Raw genomic sequence first — 17702 nt, forward strand, 5'->3', positions numbered from 1 at the left:
GGGCCCGACGACGCCCGTCGCCGTCCGGTCGCAGCCGTCCGGCGTGGGGAGCCAGCGATCCGTGCGGCGGTCCGCCTGCGGACGCGGTGCCCCTTCTCTTCGGCCGTCCCGTGCGGGCGTGGCCGGCCGCGGGGCGGGTACGGACTCCGCTGCGTCCTGCCCTGACCCGCAGCGGCTCCGCTACACGGCATCCGGGAGCCGTTCGATGGCGACCATGGCCGCATCGTCGCCCAGGCGCCCGCCCGCGTGACGAAGGAGGTCGGCGCAGACGTACTTCAGCAGGGCTTCGGGATCCTCCCGGGGCCGTGCCGCAACCCGCTCGGACAGGGGATAGAAGCACCCCGACGCGTCGCGGGACTCGAGCACGCCATCGGTGTACAGGAGCAGGACATCGCCGATGTCGAAGCCGAACGTCTCCTCGGTGAAGGCGGGGGCGAGCAGCTGCGCCAGCCCGAGCGGCGGAGCCGGCTCGTACACGTCGAGCGAGTGCACCCGGCCCGCACGGAGCAGCAGCGGTGGCGGATGGCCGCAGCTGACCAGCCGCACCTCGCGAGCGGCGTCGGGAATGTCGAGCACGGCCGCAGTGACAAAGGCTTCCGCACTGAATGCGTCCTGGCCGCCTCCCGCCCCTTCCACGGTGCCGTTCCGGTCCACGGTGACCCCGTCCTCCAGGTGCCCCACCAGATCGGGCAGGTGCGCCTCCTTGTGCGCCAGGGCCCGGAACGCGCCCAGTACACCGGCGGCCTCACCGATCGCGTCGAGCCCCTTGCCGCGTGCGTCGCCGACGATCAGACGGGTGCCGTCGGCCGTGCGGGCAAGCGCGTACAGATCACCGCCGAGCTGCGCCTCCGCCTCTGCCGCCAGATAGAGCGAGGCGATGCGCAGCGGACCGCTGCGCCGCGGCAGGGGCTGCATCAGTACGTGCTGTGCCGCCTCGGCCACCGATCGGAGCTGCGTCATCTCCTTTTCGTGCTGTTCCCTCAGGTGGGCAAAGACCGTGACGAACGCGGAGATCAGGCACAGCGCAATGATCTGGTAAGTGTGGTTGAGGTCGTTGATGCTGGTGCGCGCGAAGGCGACCACGGACTGGGCGAGCACAGCGACCGCGCCCACGAAGCCGGTCATCCGCGGGCCGGCGAACGACGACGTCACAGCGGGCGCTGCCACGAGAAACGGTCCCAGGTGGACGTCCGGAGGCGCGCTCACGTCCATCACGGTGACGGCGGCGATCAGAGCGAACGGCATGGCGACCAGAGCCTTCGAGTGCCGCTGGGTCGCGCAGAGCGAGCGCTGGAGCCGCTTCCATGTCATGGTTCCGGAATACCTCACACCCTCTGCGGCCGCCCTTCAGGCGCCCTCCGCCCGTATGCCGTCCGCCGAGCCTCGAAACCGGTCCCTCATCGAGGCGACCGCTCGGCGTCCGAGCCCTCCGGATCCGGGCCCGCCGTCGCCGGCGGCTCCGCACCGCCCCACGGGTCCGTGCGCGCCAGAACGTCGTGTACAGCATCCGTGGGCACGCCGGATCCGGCCCGGAGGGCCGCTCGCACCCTCGTGCCGCCGTCCACGAGCAGGTCCGTGCCGGTGACCCAGTCCGCTTCGTCGGAGACCAGCCACAGCACCGCCCGGGCCACGTCGTCCGGCTCACCGATCCGGGCCAGCGGCAGGCTCCGGGCGATCCGCTGCTCGGACCGCTCCCACACGAACCGCGCCATCTCGGTGCGCACCAGGCCCGGCGACACCGCATTCACCCGCACACCGGGCGCCAGCTCACCCGCGAGCTGGCGGGTCAGGTGCAGCAGGGCCGCCTTGCTCGTGCCGTACGCGCCGACGTGCGGCCCCACGCCGTAGGTGCCCTCGGTGCAGACGTTGACGACCGCGCCGCCGTGCTCACGCATCCAGGCCCGCCAGGCGAGCTGGGTCAGGCGCAGCGGCGCCTCCACGTTCACTGCAAAGGCGTCGCGCCAGACCCCGGGGTCGGCGTCCATCAGCGGGCCGAACGGCGCATTGGTCGCGGCGTTGTTCACGAGGACGTCGAGCCGGCCGAACGTCCGCATCACAAGATCCGTGCACCGGGCCAGGTGCGCGGGATCAGCGACCGATCCGGCGCAGCCGACCGCCGTGATGCCGGTGGCGGCGAGCCGGTCCACCGCCGCGGCCACTCCCCCGGGGTCGCGTGCGGTGATGCAGAGCCTCGCTCCCGCCTCGCCCAGGGCCTGCGCCGTGGCGAGGCCGATGCCTCGGGAGGCTCCGGTGATCAGGGCCGCCCTGCCGTCGAGTGCCGCTGATGACGTCATCGGCGTACCGTCTCATGACGGACCGTCAAAAACACTCCGCGTGCAGTCGTGAACTGCCGCGTCAGGCCATGCTGTTCGGTCCCGCAGCCGGTCGCAGGGGGCTGTGGGAGGCGTCGCGCCGTCCACACCTGTCAGGGGCGGAGGCCGTCGAACGTGATGGGCAGATGACGGGGGCCGCGCAGGACCGCGTTCTGCCGGTAGGGCGGCGGGTCCTCCACCAGACGGGGCCTGTCGAGCCTACGGGCCAGCGCCGTCAGGGCGAGCTGCGCCTCCAGCCGGGCGAGCGGTGCGCCGAAGCAGGTGTGGATGCCGCTGCCGAAACCGAGGTGCTGGATGTCCTTGCGGTCCGGGTCGAACCGGTCCGGGTCCTCGAAGCGCTGCGGGTCGCGATTCCCGGCGGCCAGGACGAGCCAGATCGACGAGCCCTTCGGGATGGTGACCCCACGGACTTCGATGTCCGCAATGCACGTACGCTGCGGCAGCAACTGCACCGGCGGCTCATAGCGCAGCAGTTCCTCGACGATGTTGACGGCGAGTCGCGGGTCGCTCCTGAGCCGCTCGAGGACCTCGGGGTGGCGCAGGAGGGTGAGCATCCCGTTGGTGATCAGGTTGACGGTCGTCTCATGGCCGGCGATCAGCAGCAGGGCCGCGGTGCTGAGCACCTCGATCGTCGTCATCGGACCGTCCGGTCCATGGCTGGTCACCAGCTCGGAGAGCATGTCGTCACCGGGTGTCCGGCGGCGCTCCTCGACCAGCTCGGCCAGGTACATGCCCAGCTGCGTGCGGGCCTCGTGGGTGACGCGGTTCCGTTCGGCGAGGTCGTCCTCCGGAGCGGGGTCCAGACCGGCGGCGATGGTGTCCGCCCACGAGTGGAAGCGCGCCTCGTCCTCCCGCGGCACCCCGAGCAGTCGGCAGATCACGGTCACGGGAAAGGGGTACGCGAACTGGTCGACCACATCGATCCGGTCCGCGTCCCCGAAGCCGGCGACGAGGTCCGAGACGATCCCGGCCAGCTCGTCATGCATGCCGGCCACCAGCCGAGGGCTGTGCGGTGGGCCGAACGGACGGTTGGTCATCCGACGCAGCCGGTCGTGCTCCGGAGGGTCGAGCCGCAGGAAGCTGGGGGGCAGCGCCGTCTCCTCCTCCGGCTGGGACAACGCGTCGCCGCCTCGCGCGGTGAGACGGGACGCGTCGGAGCTGATCCTCGGGTCATGGAGCAGACTCTGGATGTCCCAGTACCTGCTGATGACGTACGGGCCGCCGTCCGCTTCTTGCAGCACCGGCGTCCTGCGGAGCTCCGCGTACAGCGGATACGGGTCGGCACGGTTGGCGTAATCGGTGATCTGGCGCAGGAGCGGGGCTTGCGTCATGGCGGGTCCTTGGGGCGTGGGAGCAGAGGGGGCCGGTCCGGCCTCGGGCAGCGGGCTGTCGGACGCCCCGCCGGTGGTCAGGAGTGGGCCGGCTTGAAGACCAGCCGTCGCTCGTCGGGCGAGTAGCCGCTGAGGGTGACGGTCGGCCCGTGGGTGGGCAGCGAGGGGTCCGGGAAGTCTGCGGGGACGGGCTGCCTGCCCTCGGGACGGCGGTCCACGGTCGCGAACGCCGGCGGGAAGGGCTCGGCCGTCTCGATGAGCCCCTGGTAGAACTGCAGCCACCGGGCATTGTCGAAGGTGACGGCTCCGATGACGCGGCCCTGGTAGCCGTACACCCCGGTGAAGCGGCGCTCGGAGAGCGACCCCTGCGTGATGAGGATCTCCTCGCCCATGGACGGGACGCCGACCGACTTGATGTTCACCCCGAACTGGGAGGACCAGAAGGCCGGCACCCACATGTGCGGACGACGGTCCGTGCTGGCGCTGATCATGTTGTGGGCCGCCACCTCGGCCTGTGTGACGGCGTTGCCCCAGTGTTCGAGGGAGAGGAACTGGTAGCCGAAGTGCGGGTGCGGGGACCGCGCCACATCACCGGCGACGAAGATGTCATCGGTCACGATGCCCCGGAAGTCGAAGGCCCGGCATCCCGCGTCGCAGGCGATCCCGCGGGGTCCCGCCCCGAGTCCGGATCCGGCCAGCCATTCGGTGTTGCGGGTCGCACCGAGCGAGACGACCACCACGTCCGTCTCGACGGTGCTTCCGTCGGACAGATGAGCGGCGCGCACCCGCCCCGCGGTGTCGCCCTCGAGGCCGGTGACCATGACGCCGGTGCGCAGGTCCACCCCGTTCTCACGGTGCAGCTCCGCGGCCACCGCACCGACGACCCCGCCGAGCGCGCCCACCAGGGGCGCGTCGGCCCGCTCCGCCACGGTGACCGGCAGATCGCGGTGACGGCAGGCGGACGCGATCTCCGAGCCGGTGAAGCCGGCCCCGATCACGAACACCCTGCGCGGCGATTCCGACAGCCGCCGTTGCAGCCCGGCCGCGTCGTCGCGCGTCCGCAGGACGAAGACGCCGTCCAGCTCGGCCTCCTCCTCGTGCGGCCAGGGACGGGCCCGTACACCGGTCGCGATGAGCAGCCGGTCGTACTCCACCGTGTCGCCGTCCGCCAGCAGCACCCGCTTGTCCGCCATGTCCAGCCCGGTCGCCGCGACACCGAGCCGCCACTGCGCGTCCACCGCTCGGCGCCGGGGCAGCGCGGTGTGGTCCGGCGTCGCCTGGCCCAGCAGTACCGACTTGGAGAGCGGCGGCCGGTCGTACGGCTCGTACGGTTCGTCACCGATCACGGTGAGCGAACCCTCGAAGCCCTCGTCGCGGAGCGTCTCGGCCGCCCGCAGGCCGGCCAGTGAGGCGCCCACGATCACGATCCGGCCTTCGCGCCTGAACCACTCCAGGAATCCGTCAGCGGTCACGGGACGTCACCTCGCCCGGTGCGACCGCCGGACCGCCCGGTGCATCCAGTGCATCGACCATGATGGCCTGGACGGGGCACGCCGCGACGGCGCGCGCCACGTTCTCGCGCTGTTCCTCGGCGGCGAGCGGGTTGTAGGAGAGCGCCTCCTCGCCGTGCATGGTGAAGACGTCCGGCGCGAGGAACGCGCACTGCGCGTATCCCTGACATCTGTTGAGGTCGACGACAAGCCTCATCATCGCTCCGCCCTTCCGGCAGCCCGGTCCGGCACCGTCGGCGCGTGCTCGGGGGGCGCCTGGGCCGTGGTCATCTCTCCTGGGCCAGCATCGAAGGAGAGGCGGGGTCGGCGCTCGCCCGGGCGAGCCGAAGGAGTGAGCCGCCCACGGAACTGCGGGCCGGGACACAGGGCCGGGCTGCGACGGGCCGATGGCGGGTTCCGCCGGTCCCGGCCCGATTCGACCTGAGGCCGCCTCGCCGGTGGGTCGAGGAGAGCGCCGCCGGCCACTGACCGGAGCACCCGACGACAGCGGGAGGTCCCGCCGGCGACCCGGCGGCAGAGCGCTCGCCCTCTGCCGCCGTTCCACCGGTGCGCAGTGGTGGTGTGTCAGCCGTGATAGGTGATGTAGCCGTTGCGGTCGGGGTCGGAGCCGGCCTTGGTGTAGGCGTGGACGTCGGCCCGGCTGCCCGACGGCTTGTACAGGTAGATGGTGTCCTTGTCGTTGTTCCAGATGAAGTTGCAGTTCTGGCGGTAGGCGACGTTCTTGGCGTCGGATTCGGTGCCGTGGCCGCCGCGCAGCCTCACGTAGTCGCCGGGCTGCAGGTAGTGGTTGGCCGAGAAGGTGAAGCGGTTGCCGACGGCGTCCTTGACGACGTAGCCCTTGAGATTGACGGTCGCCGTCGACGAGTAGTTCTTGATCGTCAGGTACTCCTCCTTGGTGTTCCCGGTGGAGCACTTGTTGGAGTCCGAGCCGGGCGCGTCGTACTGGACACCCTTGATCTTCAGCGCCGACGAGTACTCGGCCGCCTGTGCCGGGGCGGTGGCGACAACCGCGATGGTTCCGGCAGCGACGACAGTGGACACGGCATGGCGTATGCGCATCAGGTTTCCCCCCAATTGGTGCGGATGAAGCGCCTGGAGCCTACACAGCTCGTGACGGAGAGATGTCGAAAACGTGATTAATACGTGAAGACAGTCATGCCGTGCAGGCCCGGACCCACTCACGTACGAGGCACGGCCGACGAATTGGCGGCGGCAGACGCAGGTCGACGCCCGCCGGCGGTCGACATGCCGCCCGCGCTTCCGGCCGCAGCCGCCTTCCGTCGCGCGGACCGCCACCGGCCCGTGCCCCGTCGACGGCAGGGCTGCGTCTGCGGCCGCCTCGACGACGGGGCATGTGCGGCCTTCGGCCCGCCGGCCGCCCCATGCCCGACAGATGAACCGCCGGCCTGCTCGTCCGCCTCCCCTCCGCAGGGGCATCGTGTGTGTGCTCCACATGGCCGATCACATCTGGTCGGTTGCGGCCGGCACTCGCAGAGTTGCGCACAGAGCCCGGCCCGCAGACCAGCGCCGTGGAGGACTGATCCATGCACGACCGACTGGCCGTCGACCCGCGAGTGGCGCAGATGCGGCTCTCCGATCCCGACCACCTGTACGACCGCCCGTTTCCCTGGCTGGCGGCCGTCGCCGCCGTCTTCACCTTCGTCCAGCTGGTCCTGGTGGTGCCCGGCTCGGGACTCGGCTGGGACGAGACCGTGTACGTCAGCCAGGTCAGCCGTGATGTCCCGGCCGCGTTCTTCAGTGCTCCCCGGGCCCGGGGGATTTCGTACCTGGTCGCGCCGGTGGCCGTGCTGACCTCCTCCACAGCTGCGCTGCACGTGTATCTGGCCCTGTGCTCCGGATGCGGGCTCTTCCTCGCCTTGTGGGTCTGGCGCCGCCTTCTGCCGCCCGTCGTTCTCGCCGGGGCGGGCGCGATGTTCGCCGGGCTGTGGATCACCCTGTACTACGGCCCGAAGGCGATGCCCAACCTGTGGTGCGCCCTGGGGGCGCTGGCCGCCGTGGGCTGCTTCCTGCGAGCCGTCAGGGGGAAGTCCGACGGCAAGGCGCTCGTCGGCCTCGGCTGCGGTGTGGCTCTGGTCGCCCTCATGCGGCCACCGGACGCCTGCTACCTGGTCCTGCCCCTGATCGTGGCAGCCCTGGCGGTCCCGCGTTGGCGCCGCCCGGCCGTGCCGGCCGTGCTCGTGGCCGCTCTTCTCCTCGGCTCGGCCCCATGGATCATCGAGGCGTACCTGCACTACGGCGGCCTCACCGCCCGGCTGCACCGTGCCAGCGAGATCCAGGGCGGCCTGGGCCGTCATTTCGCCGTCGACGATCAGATCCGTGCCCTGGACGGGCGGACTCTGTGCCGCCCGTGCGAGGTGCCCTGGCGACACCGGTCCACCGCGGCGTGGTGGTTCGCGCTGCCGCTGCTCACAGCGGGCGGCATCGTCGCCGCCGGCACGCGCCGCCCTGCCGTCGTCCTCGCGACCCTGGTCGCCGCGTCCATGGCGACGCCCTATCTGTTCATGATCGACTACGCTGCCCCCCGGTTCCTGCTTCCCACCTACGCCCTGCTGGCGCTTCCGGTCGCCGAGTGCGTGCGCGCCCTGTTCCTCGCTGCCCGCCCCGCATGGCGGCCCACGGTCGGCGTGCTGCTCGCGTTCGCCCTGGCCGGTCACTTCGCCGTCCAGTACTGGGTACTCAGCCATGCCGTCGCCCGCAGCCGCGTGGCACGGCAGGAGTACACGGCGATCGCCGACCAGCTGCACCTTCTGGGAGTTCGCCCGCCGTGCGTGGTCACCGGTTACGACGCGGTGCCGATCGGCTACTACGCCGGCTGCGCGTCTCGGCAGATCGGCGGCCACGACGGAAGCATCACCGCCGACGGCCTGCTCGCGGCAGCACGTCGCGCACCGGTCGCGGTGATCGTGACTCCCGGGCGCGGGGCACCCGCCTACGCCCACGCCTGGCAGAAGGAGTCCCTGCCACCGCTGCGCGGGGGTCCCGCCCTCACCGTCCACCTGGCACCCACCGAGCACATGGACCGCACCGCGGCAGGAGGGCCGTCCCGGTGACACCACCCAGCCTGCGGCCCCCGGCCGCACGGTCGGGCGCCCGGGGTGCCGGGACGGCCTCGGGATCGGCCGCGGCCGACGGGGCGACCTCCAACTACCCCGGACGATCCCCTACCGCTCGGGGCGCAGTGCCTCCCACTGCGCTGCGGCGCCGTCGAGCAGCATCTCCAGAGCCGTGGGATAGGCACTGTCGAGCATGCGGGTCGCCAGAAGGGGCGCCGCCTCGGCGATCCGGGGATGGGTGCTGCGCGGCAGGCGGGCGTACGTCGAGCGCCACATGTCCTCGTCGGCGCTGAGACTTTCGCGTGGCAGAGCCAGCGAGGCGGCGTCGAGCGCGGCGAAGGCCAGGGTCTGGTCGATGAAGGCCTGGTAGATCCGTACCGTGTCCGGCAGCGGGAACCCGGCCGAGCGGAGCACGTCGAGGATGGCCTCGTCGGCCGCCAGCTCATGGGCCCGGCCGGTGACCCGGTTCGCGGTCAGCAGCGCCGCGTGCGGATGGGCGACGTACACCGCGTGGATGCGCAACCCGAGGCCGCGCAGATCCGACCGCCACTCCCCCGTGGGCCGCCAGCCCTGCAGGGCCTGCCCGATGAGGGCGTCGCCGATGGCGAGGGTCAGATCGTCCATGCCGCGGAAGTACCGGTAGAGGGTGCTGGGGTCGGCGTCCAGGGCCAGGCCGAGACGGCGGGCGGTGAGTCCCGCGCTGCCGTGCTCACGCAGCATCCGCAGGGCGGTCTCGAGAATCAGTTGCTCGGACAGCACGGCGCCGCTCCTGGTGGGACGGCGCCGCCGCCGTTTCTCCTCGGGCACCACAGCTTTCGCCACCGCCGCCTCCTCGCGTGCGCTTATGCCAACACCATTGACCTTATCCGGGCACGCGGCGTTGGATCTGCCGGCAGGGGCGCCGCACGTCCGGTCCGCGCGGGCACGCCCCGTCTCCGCAGAGAGGAAGTCCGTGTCATGCGTGTTCTGCTTGTGGGAGCCGGCGGTGTGGGCACCGCGATCACCCGGATCGCGGCCCGGCGCTCGTTCTTCGACGAGATGGTCGTGGCCGACTACGACCTGAGCCGGGCCGAGGCGGCGGTCGCTGCGCTCACGGGCGCTGCGGGCCGCTTCCGTGCCGAGCACGTCGACGCGTCCGATGAGGCGGCGGTGACGGCGCTGCTGTCGCGGCACGAGTGCGACGTCCTGCTCAATGCCACCGACCCGCGGTTCGTGATGCCCCTCTTCCGGGCGGCGCTCGCGGCCGGCGCAACGTACCTCGACATGGCGATGTCCCTGTCGCGCCCGCACCCCGAGCGGCCGTACGAGGAGTGCGGGGTCATGCTCGGCGACACACAGTTCGCACAGGCCGCCGACTGGGAGAACGCGGGCGCGCTGGCCCTCGTCGGCATGGGTGTGGAGCCGGGGCTGTCCGATGTCTTCGCGCGGTACGCGGCCGACGAACTCTTCGACGAGATCGAGGAGATCGGCATCCGCGACGGTGCGAACCTCACCGTCGACGGCTACGAGTTCGCGCCTTCCTTCAGCATCTGGACCACCATCGAGGAGTGCCTCAATCCGCCGGTCGTCTACGAGGCGGACCGCGGCTGGTTCACCACCGCGCCCTTCAGCGAGCCGGAGGTGTTCGACTTCCCCGAGGGCATCGGCCCGGTCGAGTGCGTGAACGTGGAGCACGAGGAGGTGCTGCTCGTCCCCCGTTGGATCGACGCACAGCGCGTGACCTTCAAATACGGCCTGGGCGAGGAGTTCATCCAGACCCTCAGGACGCTGCACCTGCTGGGCCTGGACCGCACCGACCCGGTGACCGTGCCGAGCGCAGCGGGCCCGGTGGAGGTGTCGCCCCGCGACGTCGTCGCCGCCTGTCTGCCGGACCCCGCGACGCTGGGCGAGCGCATGCACGGCAAGACCTGCGCGGGTACCTGGGTGCGCGGCACCAAGGACGGCGCGCCGCGCGAGGTCTACCTCTACCACGTGGTCGACAACCAGTGGTCGATGGCCGAGTACGGCTCCCAGGCGGTGGTGTGGCAGACGGCCGTCAACCCGGTCGTCGCCCTCGAACTCCTGGCCACGGGCGTGTGGACCGGCTCCGGAGTCCTCGGCCCGGAGGCCTTCCCCGCCCGCCCCTTCCTGGACCTGCTCAGCGCGTACGGCTCCCCGTGGGGCATGCGCGAGCAGTGACGGTCCCCGGCCCGGACCCGGGCGGGCGGGCGACTGCAGCCCGCCCGGGCGATCCCCTTACCGGGGCTCATCGATCACCATCAGGAGATCGCCCCCCTCGACCTGCTGGACGGAGTTGATGGCCAGACGGTGCACCGCTCCCGCCACCGGGGCCGTGATGGCGGCCTCCATCTTCATCGCCTCGATCGTCGCGACGGTCGCACCGGCCTCGACGCGCTCTCCGGCCGCGACCGACAGCGTCACCACCCCGGCGAACGGCGCCGCCACATGTTTCGGGTCGGACTTGTCGGCCCTCTCCGCAGCCGGAAGATCCGAAGCCACCGAGCGGTCCCGCACCTGGATCGGCCGGAGCTGGCCGTTGAGCGTGGCCATCACCGTGCGCATGCCGCGCTCGTCCGCCTCACCGATCGCCTCCAGTGCGATGAGCAGCCGCACCCCGGGCTCGAGGTCCACCGCATGCTCCTCCCCCGGTCGCAGGCCGTAGAAGAAGTCCTTGCTCGGCAGGACGCCGGTGTCGCCGTAGGCGTCGCGGTGCGCCTCGAACTCCTTCGCCGGTCCGGGGAACAGCAGCCGGTTGAGGGTGGCGCGCCGGTCCTTTTCCAGTCCCTCGCGGTCGCCGTCGGACAGTTCGGCGACGGGCCTGGGGGCGGCGCGGCCCTTGAGTGCCTTGCTGCGGAACGGCTCCGGCCAGCCGCCGGGCGGTTCGCCCAGCTCGCCGCGCAGGAACCCGATCACGGAGTCCGGGATGTCGTAGGCGCCGGGCTCGGCCGCGAACCGCTCGGGCGGGACCCCCGCCCCGACGAGGTGCAGGGCGAGATCGCCGACCACCTTGGACGACGGTGTGACCTTGACCAGGCGGCCGAGCATACGGTCGGCCGCGGCGTACATCGCCTCGATGTCCTCGAAGCGGTCACCGAGACCCAACTCCCGTGCCTGGACGCGCAGGTTGGACAGCTGACCGCCGGGAATCTCATGGTCGTACACGCGCCCCGTGGGCGACGCCGGGCCGGCCTCGAACGGCGCGTAGATCCTGCGCACGATCTCCCAGTACGGTTCGAGGTCGCCGACCGCCCGCAGGCTCAGCCCGGTCGGCCGCTCGGAGTGGTCGGTGGCCGCGACGATCGCCGACAGCGAGGGCTGCGAGGTGGTGCCCGCCATCGAGGCCACCGCCCCGTCCACGGCGTCGGCGCCCGCGCCGATCGCGGCCAGGTAGGTGGCCAGCTGACCGCCGGCTGTGTCGTGGGTATGGAGGTGGACGGGCAGCTCGAACTCCCTGCGCAGCGCGGTCACCAATGTCGCGGCGGCGGGTGCCCGGAGCAGCCCGGCCATGTCCTTGACCGCCAGGACGTGGGCGCCTGCCTCGACGATCTGCTCGGCGAGCCGCAGGTAGTAGTCGAGGGTGTAGAGCTTCTCGGCCGGATCGGACAGGTCCGAGGTGTAGCACAGGGCCACCTCGGCGACGGCCGATCCGGTCTCGCGTACGGCGTCGATCGCCGGCCGCAGCTGCCCGACGTCGTTGAGCGCGTCGAAGATGCGGAAGATGTCGACACCGGTCCGGGTGGCCTCCTCGACGAAGGCGGTGGTGACCTCCGTGGGGTACGGGGTGTATCCGACCGTGTTGCGGCCACGCAACAGCATCTGCAGGCAGATGTTGGGTACCGCCTCGCGCAGGCGGGCCAGGCGGTCCCACGGGTCCTCGGCCAGGAAGCGCAGGGCCACGTCATAGGTGGCGCCGCCCCAGCACTCCAGCGACAGCAGTTGCGGAAGAGTCCGGGCCACGGCCGGGGCAACGGCCAGCAGATCCTTCGTCCGCACCCGGGTGGCCAGCAGGGACTGGTGGGCGTCCCGGAAGGTGGTGTCGGTGACGGCGACCGCCGGTGATTCCCGCAGCCACCGCGCGAAGCCCTCCGGCCCCAGCTCGGTCAGCTTCTGCTTCGATCCGGCGGGCGGTACACCGTTCGCGGTGTCCGGCAGTTTGGTCATGGGGTCGATCAGGTGCGGACGCGCGCCGTGCGGTTTGTTGACCGTGACGTCGGCGAGGTAGGTGAGCAGCCGGGTGCCGCGGTCGGCGGAGTGGCGCGCGGTCAGCAGATGCGGGCGCTCCTCGATGAACGACGTGGTAACGCGGCCCTCCTGGAAGTCCGGGTCGTCGAGGACCGCCTGCAGGAACGGAATGTTGGTGGCCACGCCGCGGATGCGGAACTCGGCCACCGCACGCCGGGCGCGTCGCACCGCGGTGGCGAAGTCGCGGCCCCGGCACGTCAGTTTCACCAGCATGGAGTCGAAGTGGGCGCTGATCTCCGAGCCGACGAAGGCGGTGCCGCCGTCCAGCCGGATGCCGGAGCCGCCCGGTGAACGGTAGGCGCTGATGGTGCCGGTGTCCGGCCGGAAGCCGTTGGCCGGGTCCTCGCTGGTGATCCGGCACTGCAGTGCGGCACCCCGCAGGTGGATCCTGTCCTGCGCGAGACCGAGGTCGGCCAGGGTCTCCCCGGCGGCGATGCGCAGTTGCGCCTGGACCAGGTCGACGTCGGTGACCTCCTCGGTCACTGTGTGCTCGACCTGGATGCGCGGGTTCATCTCGATGAAGACGTGGTTGCCGTCCCGGTCGAGCAGGAACTCGACGGTGCCGGCGTTGCGGTAGCCGATGCTCTGCGCGAAGGCGACCGCGTCGGCGCAGATGCGGTCCCGGATCGCGGGGTCGAGGTTGGGCGCCGGGGCCAGTTCGACGACCTTCTGATGGCGCCGCTGCACCGAGCAGTCCCGCTCGAACAGGTGGATCACGTCGCCGTGTCCGTCGGCGAGAATCTGCACCTCGATATGGCGGGGGTCGACGACGGCCTTCTCCAGGAACATCGTGGCGTCACCGAAAGCGGACTCGGCCTCGCGCGACGCCGCCTCGATGGCCTCGCGCAGATGCGCGGGGTCGTCCACTCGCCGCATCCCGCGGCCGCCGCCTCCGGCAACCGCCTTGACGAACAACGGGAAACCGATCTCCTCCGCGGCCGACGCCAGCGCGTCCACGTCGGTCGACGGCTGCGACGACGTCAGGACCGGCACGCCCGCCGCACGGGCCGCGGCGACCGCGCGCGCCTTGTTGCCGGTCAGTTCGAGCACCCCGACGCCGGGACCGATGAACGTGATCCCGGCATCCTCGCAGGCCCGGGCCAGATCCGGGTTCTCCGACAGGAAGCCGTATCCGGGATACACGGCGTCCGCCCCGGCCCTGCGCGCCGCGCCCACGATCTCCTCGACCGACAGGTAGGCGCGCACCGGGTGGCCCCTCGGGCCGATCTCGTAGGCCTCGTCGGCCTTGAGACGATGCAGCGAGCCGCGGTCCTCGTACGGGAACACCGCCGCCGTTCCCGCGCCCAGTTCATAAGCGGCGCGGAACGCGCGGACGGCGATCTCACCACGGTTCGCGACAAGTACCTTCCGGAACATGCACGGTCCCTTCCTGACGTTCGCGACATGCGCGCCCGGCGGGCGCCCTCGTGACTGATGCCCCGTTTACCCCGGCACAAGAACAGCCCGGGCCGAATCACCACCGGCCGGTCGCCCGTCCGCAGGTTCGCGAAGGCCCTCATCGAACGGTCGGGCAGCCCCCAGCGGGGTCCGGGAACCGAACCCGGCCCGTGACCGGACCTGGAATGATCGGTTCATGCGTGCGGCACGGCTCCTCTCCCTCGTCCTCCTGCTGCAGAACCGCGGCAGGCTGACGGCCGATGAGCTCGCCGAGGAGCTGGGCGTCTCGGTCCGTACCGTCTACCGGGACATCGACTCGCTGAGCGGCGCGGGCATCCCGGTGTACGGGGATGCCGGGCACGGCGGCGGATACCAGCTGCTCGACGGCTACCGGACCCGGCTCACCGGACTGCACGCCGACGAGGCCGAGTCGCTGTTCCTGGCCGGGCTGCCGGGCGCAGCCGCCGACCTCGGACTGGGCGAGGTGCTGGCGGCGGCGCAGCTGAAACTGACCGCAGCGCTGCCGGCCCCACTGCGGGACAGGGCCGGCCGGATCCGTGAGCGTTTCCACCTCGATGCTCTCGGCTGGTACCGGGAACAGGACTCACCGTCCGCTCTCGCGGCGCTCGCCGATGCCGTGTGGAATCAGCGGCGGATCCGGGTGCGATACCGCCGCTGGGTCGAACCGCAGGAGGTCGAGCGCGCACTCGACCCCTACGGCCTGGTCCTCAAGGCGGGCGTCTGGTACCTCGTCGCAGCGACAGGCGGCGCGGTGAGGACCTACCGCGTCTCGTCGATCCTCCGCCTGGACGTCGGGGAGGACGGCTTCGAGCGCCCCGACGGCTTCGACCTCGCCGCCCACTGGCGGGACTACCTCACCGCCTACGACGCCCGCAGGCTGCGGCTTCAGGCCTCCGTCCGGATCGCTCCGGCACTGCTGTCCGCGCTGCCGGACCGCCTGGACACGGCGCTGGTCCGCGCCGTCGAAGCCTCGGCAGGACCGCCGGACGCGGACGGCTGGGTGACGGCGACGGTGCCACTGGAGTCGGTCGACCTGGCGGTGCCGACGCTGCTGTCGCTGGGCGCGGACATCGAGGTGCTCGCCCCCGAGGAGCTGCGTCGCGGGATCGCGGGGGCGGCGGCGGCCGTACTCGACCGGTACCGGCCGGCGGAAGTGCGCGGCCCTGCGGAGGCCGGCGCCCTCAGCAGCAGTCCGGCGGACAGGGTCGCCAGCAGCGCCAGGGCGGCGAGTACCCCGAAGCCGTAGCGTGTGTCACTGCGGTCGGTGACCGTCGCGACGAGGAACATCACCCCGACCGTAGCCGCCAGCCCGCCGCCGTTCGCCAACCCGAAGGCCCTGCCCACCGAGGCCTCGTCGGCCGAGTCCATCAGCATGGTGCGGGAGGCGATCCTGGCCTGCCCGAACAAGAACGCCCCCAGCGGCACCCCGACCAGGTAGCCGACGATCCCGAACTGACTCTGCAGCACCAGGGCGACATTGCAGAGCAGAAAGCCCACGACGGCGATGCGCAGGTCCGGATTGCGTCTGCTGACGATCCGGTAGGCACCGGTGGCCGCCAGGAATCCGAGGCACCCGAGGGCGTCCACGGAACCGAACACCGCAGCACCCAGGCGGAGTTCGCCGATGACGGCCGTGGGCAGCAGCGCGTTGAAGACCGTGACGACCACGCTCCCCTGGGCGTAGAGCAGGATGAAGCGGCGCACACGCAGCGGCCTGCGCGACACGGCCGGCACCGGCGGCTGCTCCCCGGCGGAGGTGACAGCCGGCGCCCGGTCCGGGCGGCGCCCGATCGCGGCGGCACAGAGCGCCGAGACCACGAAGGTCCCGGCGTTGAGTACCAGGAGCGGCGCGGCACCGAACGCCTGGACGGACAGCCCGCCCACCGTCGCCGAGAGCAGCATCCCCGCCTGGGTCCCCATCTCGTAGCGGGCGTTGAACCGCCGCAGCCGGTCCGCCGGGACCCGTTCCTTGATCAGCGCGGAGCTGGCCGGAAAGAACAGAGCGCTGACGACGGCCAGCCCCAGATTGGCGCCGTAGATCCCGGGCCCGGGCGCGCCACCGCAGGCCATCCACAGCGGCAGCCCGAGTGCCAGCGCCGCGCTGATGGCATCACAGCCGATCCACAGGGTCCGCCGGTCGAAGCGGTCGGCCAGCCGTCCGAAGAAGGGCGACAGCACCGCCTGCGGACCGGCGACGGCGATGAAGAGCCAGCCGACGGCCATCATGGTCTGCTGCTCCCTGATCACGAGCAGTGCACCGACGATGAGTTGGACATTGTTCCCGAGGGCGGTGGCGAAGGCGGCGGACACGAGCAGCGGCTCGGCCCGGCGGGGGTGGTGACTGAGGATCATGGCATCAGTGTCCGGAGGTTCACTGACGTCTTCTGTCAGTGAAGTGCCTGACGTCAGGCGGACTCCCGGCCCGGCTCCCCTATGGCTGAGGCCCCCGGGCGAAGGCGGCGGCCGAAGGAACTCCGCCGCTGCTTCACCGCTCGCCCATGAACACCGGGAACACCGGGGAGAACTTCCATGGCGCCGATGCCCATGGCGGCCGGCACGGCCACCCCCGGCAACGCGAAGCGCCCGCGCCGCCCGAAAGCCGGGCGACGCGGGCGCGAGAGTAGAGCAGTCGCGGGGAGAAGTCTGCGGGGTCAGGGTCGGAGGGCTTCCCGCGTACCCCGCGTCCCTCGCCGGCCCGGCGCCTCACGGCGTCGGACGAGCGCAGACACCCTCGCCCCGCGGCGATCGCAGCGGACGGCCGTCCTCAGAGGGTGCTGGTGGTCTGCTCGCCGCTCGCACTTCCGGACAGCCACTGCGACCACGACAGGTTGAACGACGCGTAGCCGTTGTCGGCGGACGCCTTGGCACGCGGGGAGCCGGTGACGGTCACCGGGTCGCCCTGCTTGACCTGGCCGTAGAACCACTTCGCGTCGGAGAACGAGAGGTGGATGCAGCCGTGCGAGCCGCGGGCGCTGCCACTGCCCGGGTTCGTGTCGCCGGTGGAGAAGTGGACGTAGGTGCCCGACTGGGTCAGGTGGACGTCCCAGGGCAGGGTCAGGTCGTAGTAGTTCGCGCTGCCCTTGGTGCAGCTGATACCGACGCTGCAGGAGGTCATGTGGACCTTCTCCTGCTTGTCGATCACTGCCATGGTGCCGTTCCAGGTGGGGTACTCGGTGCTGCCCGCATTGATGGAGAGCGTGCGCACCAGGGCGCCGTTACGGGTGACCTTCATGGTGTGACCGTTGACCGAGGCATCGGCTCGGACGTCGTCGCCGACGGTGAAGGAGTGGGTGTAGGCGTGGGTGCCGTAGCGGCCGTTGCCGTTGGGCACGTACTGAAGGTCGGCGTCCACCCGGACCTTGGTGCCGGACTGCCAGTAGTTCTGCGGACGCCAGTCGACCCGCTGGTTGCCCATCCAGTGCCAGGCGCCGGTGGTGGGGACCGAGGCGGAGATCTTGATGTGCTTCTCGATGTTCGCGCGGGCCGAGGCGGCCACCGGGTTGCTGAAGACCACCGAGACCGGCATCGCGACACCGACAGTCGCCTTGTCCAGCGGAGCGATGGATTCCAGCAGCATCGGCGGACCCGAGGGGTGCGTCGGCGACGGGTGCGCGCTGACGGTCGCCCTGGGTGACGAGCTGCCCTTCGCGGCTCCGTTGTCCGAGTCGTCCGAGGCCGAGGCGTTGCCGCCGCATGCGCTCGCCCCCAGAAGTACCGCACTCACCAGTAGCGCGATACCCATGCCGCCTTTGCCCCGCCTCATGTCCCGCTCCGCTCACGTCACTGCTTCAG

Annotated in this window: 12 protein-coding genes and 1 pseudogene; 3 read left to right on the forward strand and 10 right to left on the reverse strand. The window is 71.4% G+C overall.

All coding sequences use genetic code 11. The features are described 5' to 3' along the window. Positions 1–180: 180 nt before the first annotated feature. The 6 genes from LRD69_RS01945 to LRD69_RS01970 all read right to left on the reverse strand — a co-directional run bounded on the left by LRD69_RS01945 (position 181) and on the right by LRD69_RS01970 (position 6234). Positions 181–1311 carry a PP2C family protein-serine/threonine phosphatase gene (locus LRD69_RS01945; RefSeq protein ID WP_277324805.1) on the reverse strand — a complete coding sequence of 377 codons (1131 nt, stop codon included), beginning with the start codon at positions 1309–1311 and terminating at the stop codon, positions 181–183. Between the two features lie 86 nt (positions 1312–1397). Next, positions 1398–2294: an SDR family oxidoreductase gene (locus tag LRD69_RS01950; protein WP_277324806.1), complete on the reverse strand. Its 897-nt coding sequence runs from the start codon at positions 2292–2294 to the stop codon at positions 1398–1400. Positions 2295–2425: 131 nt separating this feature from the next. Then, positions 2426–3664 carry a cytochrome P450 gene (locus tag LRD69_RS01955; protein WP_277324807.1) on the reverse strand — a complete coding sequence of 413 codons (1239 nt, stop codon included), beginning with the start codon at positions 3662–3664 and terminating at the stop codon, positions 2426–2428. A gap of 77 nt (positions 3665–3741) precedes the next feature. Then, on the reverse strand, positions 3742–5136 hold the full coding sequence (locus LRD69_RS01960) for an FAD-dependent oxidoreductase (protein ID WP_277324808.1): 1395 nt from the start codon (positions 5134–5136) through the stop codon (positions 3742–3744). Beyond that, the gene (locus tag LRD69_RS01965) at positions 5126–5371 is read right to left on the reverse strand and encodes a ferredoxin (RefSeq protein WP_277329591.1); all 246 of its coding nucleotides are present in this window, start codon (positions 5369–5371) and stop codon (positions 5126–5128) included. Before LRD69_RS01965 ends, LRD69_RS01960 begins: the two co-directional genes overlap by 11 nt. Before the next feature lie 368 nt (positions 5372–5739). Continuing rightward, the gene (locus tag LRD69_RS01970) at positions 5740–6234 is read right to left on the reverse strand and encodes a lamin tail domain-containing protein (RefSeq protein ID WP_277324809.1); all 495 of its coding nucleotides are present in this window, start codon (positions 6232–6234) and stop codon (positions 5740–5742) included. 485 nt (positions 6235–6719) lie between these two features. Here LRD69_RS01970 and LRD69_RS01975 point away from each other — a divergent pair, with 485 nt between their 5' ends. Beyond that, entirely contained in the window at positions 6720–8246 is a 1527-nt protein-coding gene (locus LRD69_RS01975) for a hypothetical protein (protein WP_277324810.1), read from the forward strand. Between the two features lie 111 nt (positions 8247–8357). Here the strand turns inward: LRD69_RS01975 and LRD69_RS01980 are convergent, their stop codons facing one another. Beyond that, positions 8358–9071: a TetR/AcrR family transcriptional regulator gene (locus LRD69_RS01980; RefSeq protein ID WP_277324811.1), complete on the reverse strand. Its 714-nt coding sequence runs from the start codon at positions 9069–9071 to the stop codon at positions 8358–8360. 135 nt (positions 9072–9206) lie between these two features. Here LRD69_RS01980 and LRD69_RS01985 point away from each other — a divergent pair, with 135 nt between their 5' ends. Further along, positions 9207–10427, forward strand: a complete 1221-nt coding sequence (locus tag LRD69_RS01985; protein WP_277324812.1) for a saccharopine dehydrogenase C-terminal domain-containing protein — start codon at positions 9207–9209, stop codon at positions 10425–10427. A 57-nt stretch (positions 10428–10484) separates the two neighbouring features. Here the strand turns inward: LRD69_RS01985 and LRD69_RS01990 are convergent, their stop codons facing one another. Further along, positions 10485–13868, reverse strand: coding sequence for a pyruvate carboxylase (locus LRD69_RS01990; RefSeq protein ID WP_277324813.1), 3384 nt, complete (start codon positions 13866–13868; stop codon positions 10485–10487). A 217-nt stretch (positions 13869–14085) separates the two neighbouring features. Here LRD69_RS01990 and LRD69_RS01995 point away from each other — a divergent pair, with 217 nt between their 5' ends. Beyond that, the gene (locus LRD69_RS01995; protein WP_277324814.1) at positions 14086–15156 is read left to right on the forward strand and encodes a WYL domain-containing protein; all 1071 of its coding nucleotides are present in this window, start codon (positions 14086–14088) and stop codon (positions 15154–15156) included. A gap of 74 nt (positions 15157–15230) precedes the next feature. Here LRD69_RS01995 and LRD69_RS02000 read toward each other — a convergent pair. Next, positions 15231–16262, reverse strand: a pseudogene (locus LRD69_RS02000) (MFS transporter); the annotation flags it as partial. A 412-nt stretch (positions 16263–16674) separates the two neighbouring features. Next, positions 16675–17673, reverse strand: coding sequence for a L,D-transpeptidase (locus LRD69_RS02005; RefSeq protein WP_277324815.1), 999 nt, complete (start codon positions 17671–17673; stop codon positions 16675–16677). Between the last annotated feature and the right edge of the window lie 29 nt (positions 17674–17702).

This window comes from Streptomyces sp. JH14 (assembly GCF_029428675.1).
Classification (GTDB): domain Bacteria; phylum Actinomycetota; class Actinomycetes; order Streptomycetales; family Streptomycetaceae; genus Streptomyces.

Excerpts from the sequence above, each read along its gene's own strand:
- LRD69_RS01945 (WP_277324805.1), bottom strand. The coding sequence starts at position 1,311 with ATGACATGGAAGCGGCTCCAGCGCTCGCTCTGCGCGACCCAGCGGCAC.
- LRD69_RS01950 (WP_277324806.1), bottom strand. The coding sequence starts at position 2,294 with ATGACGTCATCAGCGGCACTCGACGGCAGGGCGGCCCTGATCACCGGA.
- LRD69_RS01955 (WP_277324807.1), bottom strand. The coding sequence starts at position 3,664 with ATGACGCAAGCCCCGCTCCTGCGCCAGATCACCGATTACGCCAACCGT.
- LRD69_RS01965 (WP_277329591.1), bottom strand. The coding sequence starts at position 5,371 with ATGAGGCTTGTCGTCGACCTCAACAGATGTCAGGGATACGCGCAGTGC.
- LRD69_RS01970 (WP_277324809.1), bottom strand. The coding sequence starts at position 6,234 with ATGCGCATACGCCATGCCGTGTCCACTGTCGTCGCTGCCGGAACCATC.
- LRD69_RS01975 (WP_277324810.1), top strand. The coding sequence starts at position 6,720 with ATGCACGACCGACTGGCCGTCGACCCGCGAGTGGCGCAGATGCGGCTC.
- LRD69_RS01985 (WP_277324812.1), top strand. The coding sequence starts at position 9,207 with ATGCGTGTTCTGCTTGTGGGAGCCGGCGGTGTGGGCACCGCGATCACC.
- LRD69_RS01990 (WP_277324813.1), bottom strand. The coding sequence starts at position 13,868 with ATGTTCCGGAAGGTACTTGTCGCGAACCGTGGTGAGATCGCCGTCCGC.
- LRD69_RS01995 (WP_277324814.1), top strand. The coding sequence starts at position 14,086 with ATGCGTGCGGCACGGCTCCTCTCCCTCGTCCTCCTGCTGCAGAACCGC.
- LRD69_RS02005 (WP_277324815.1), bottom strand. The coding sequence starts at position 17,673 with ATGAGGCGGGGCAAAGGCGGCATGGGTATCGCGCTACTGGTGAGTGCG.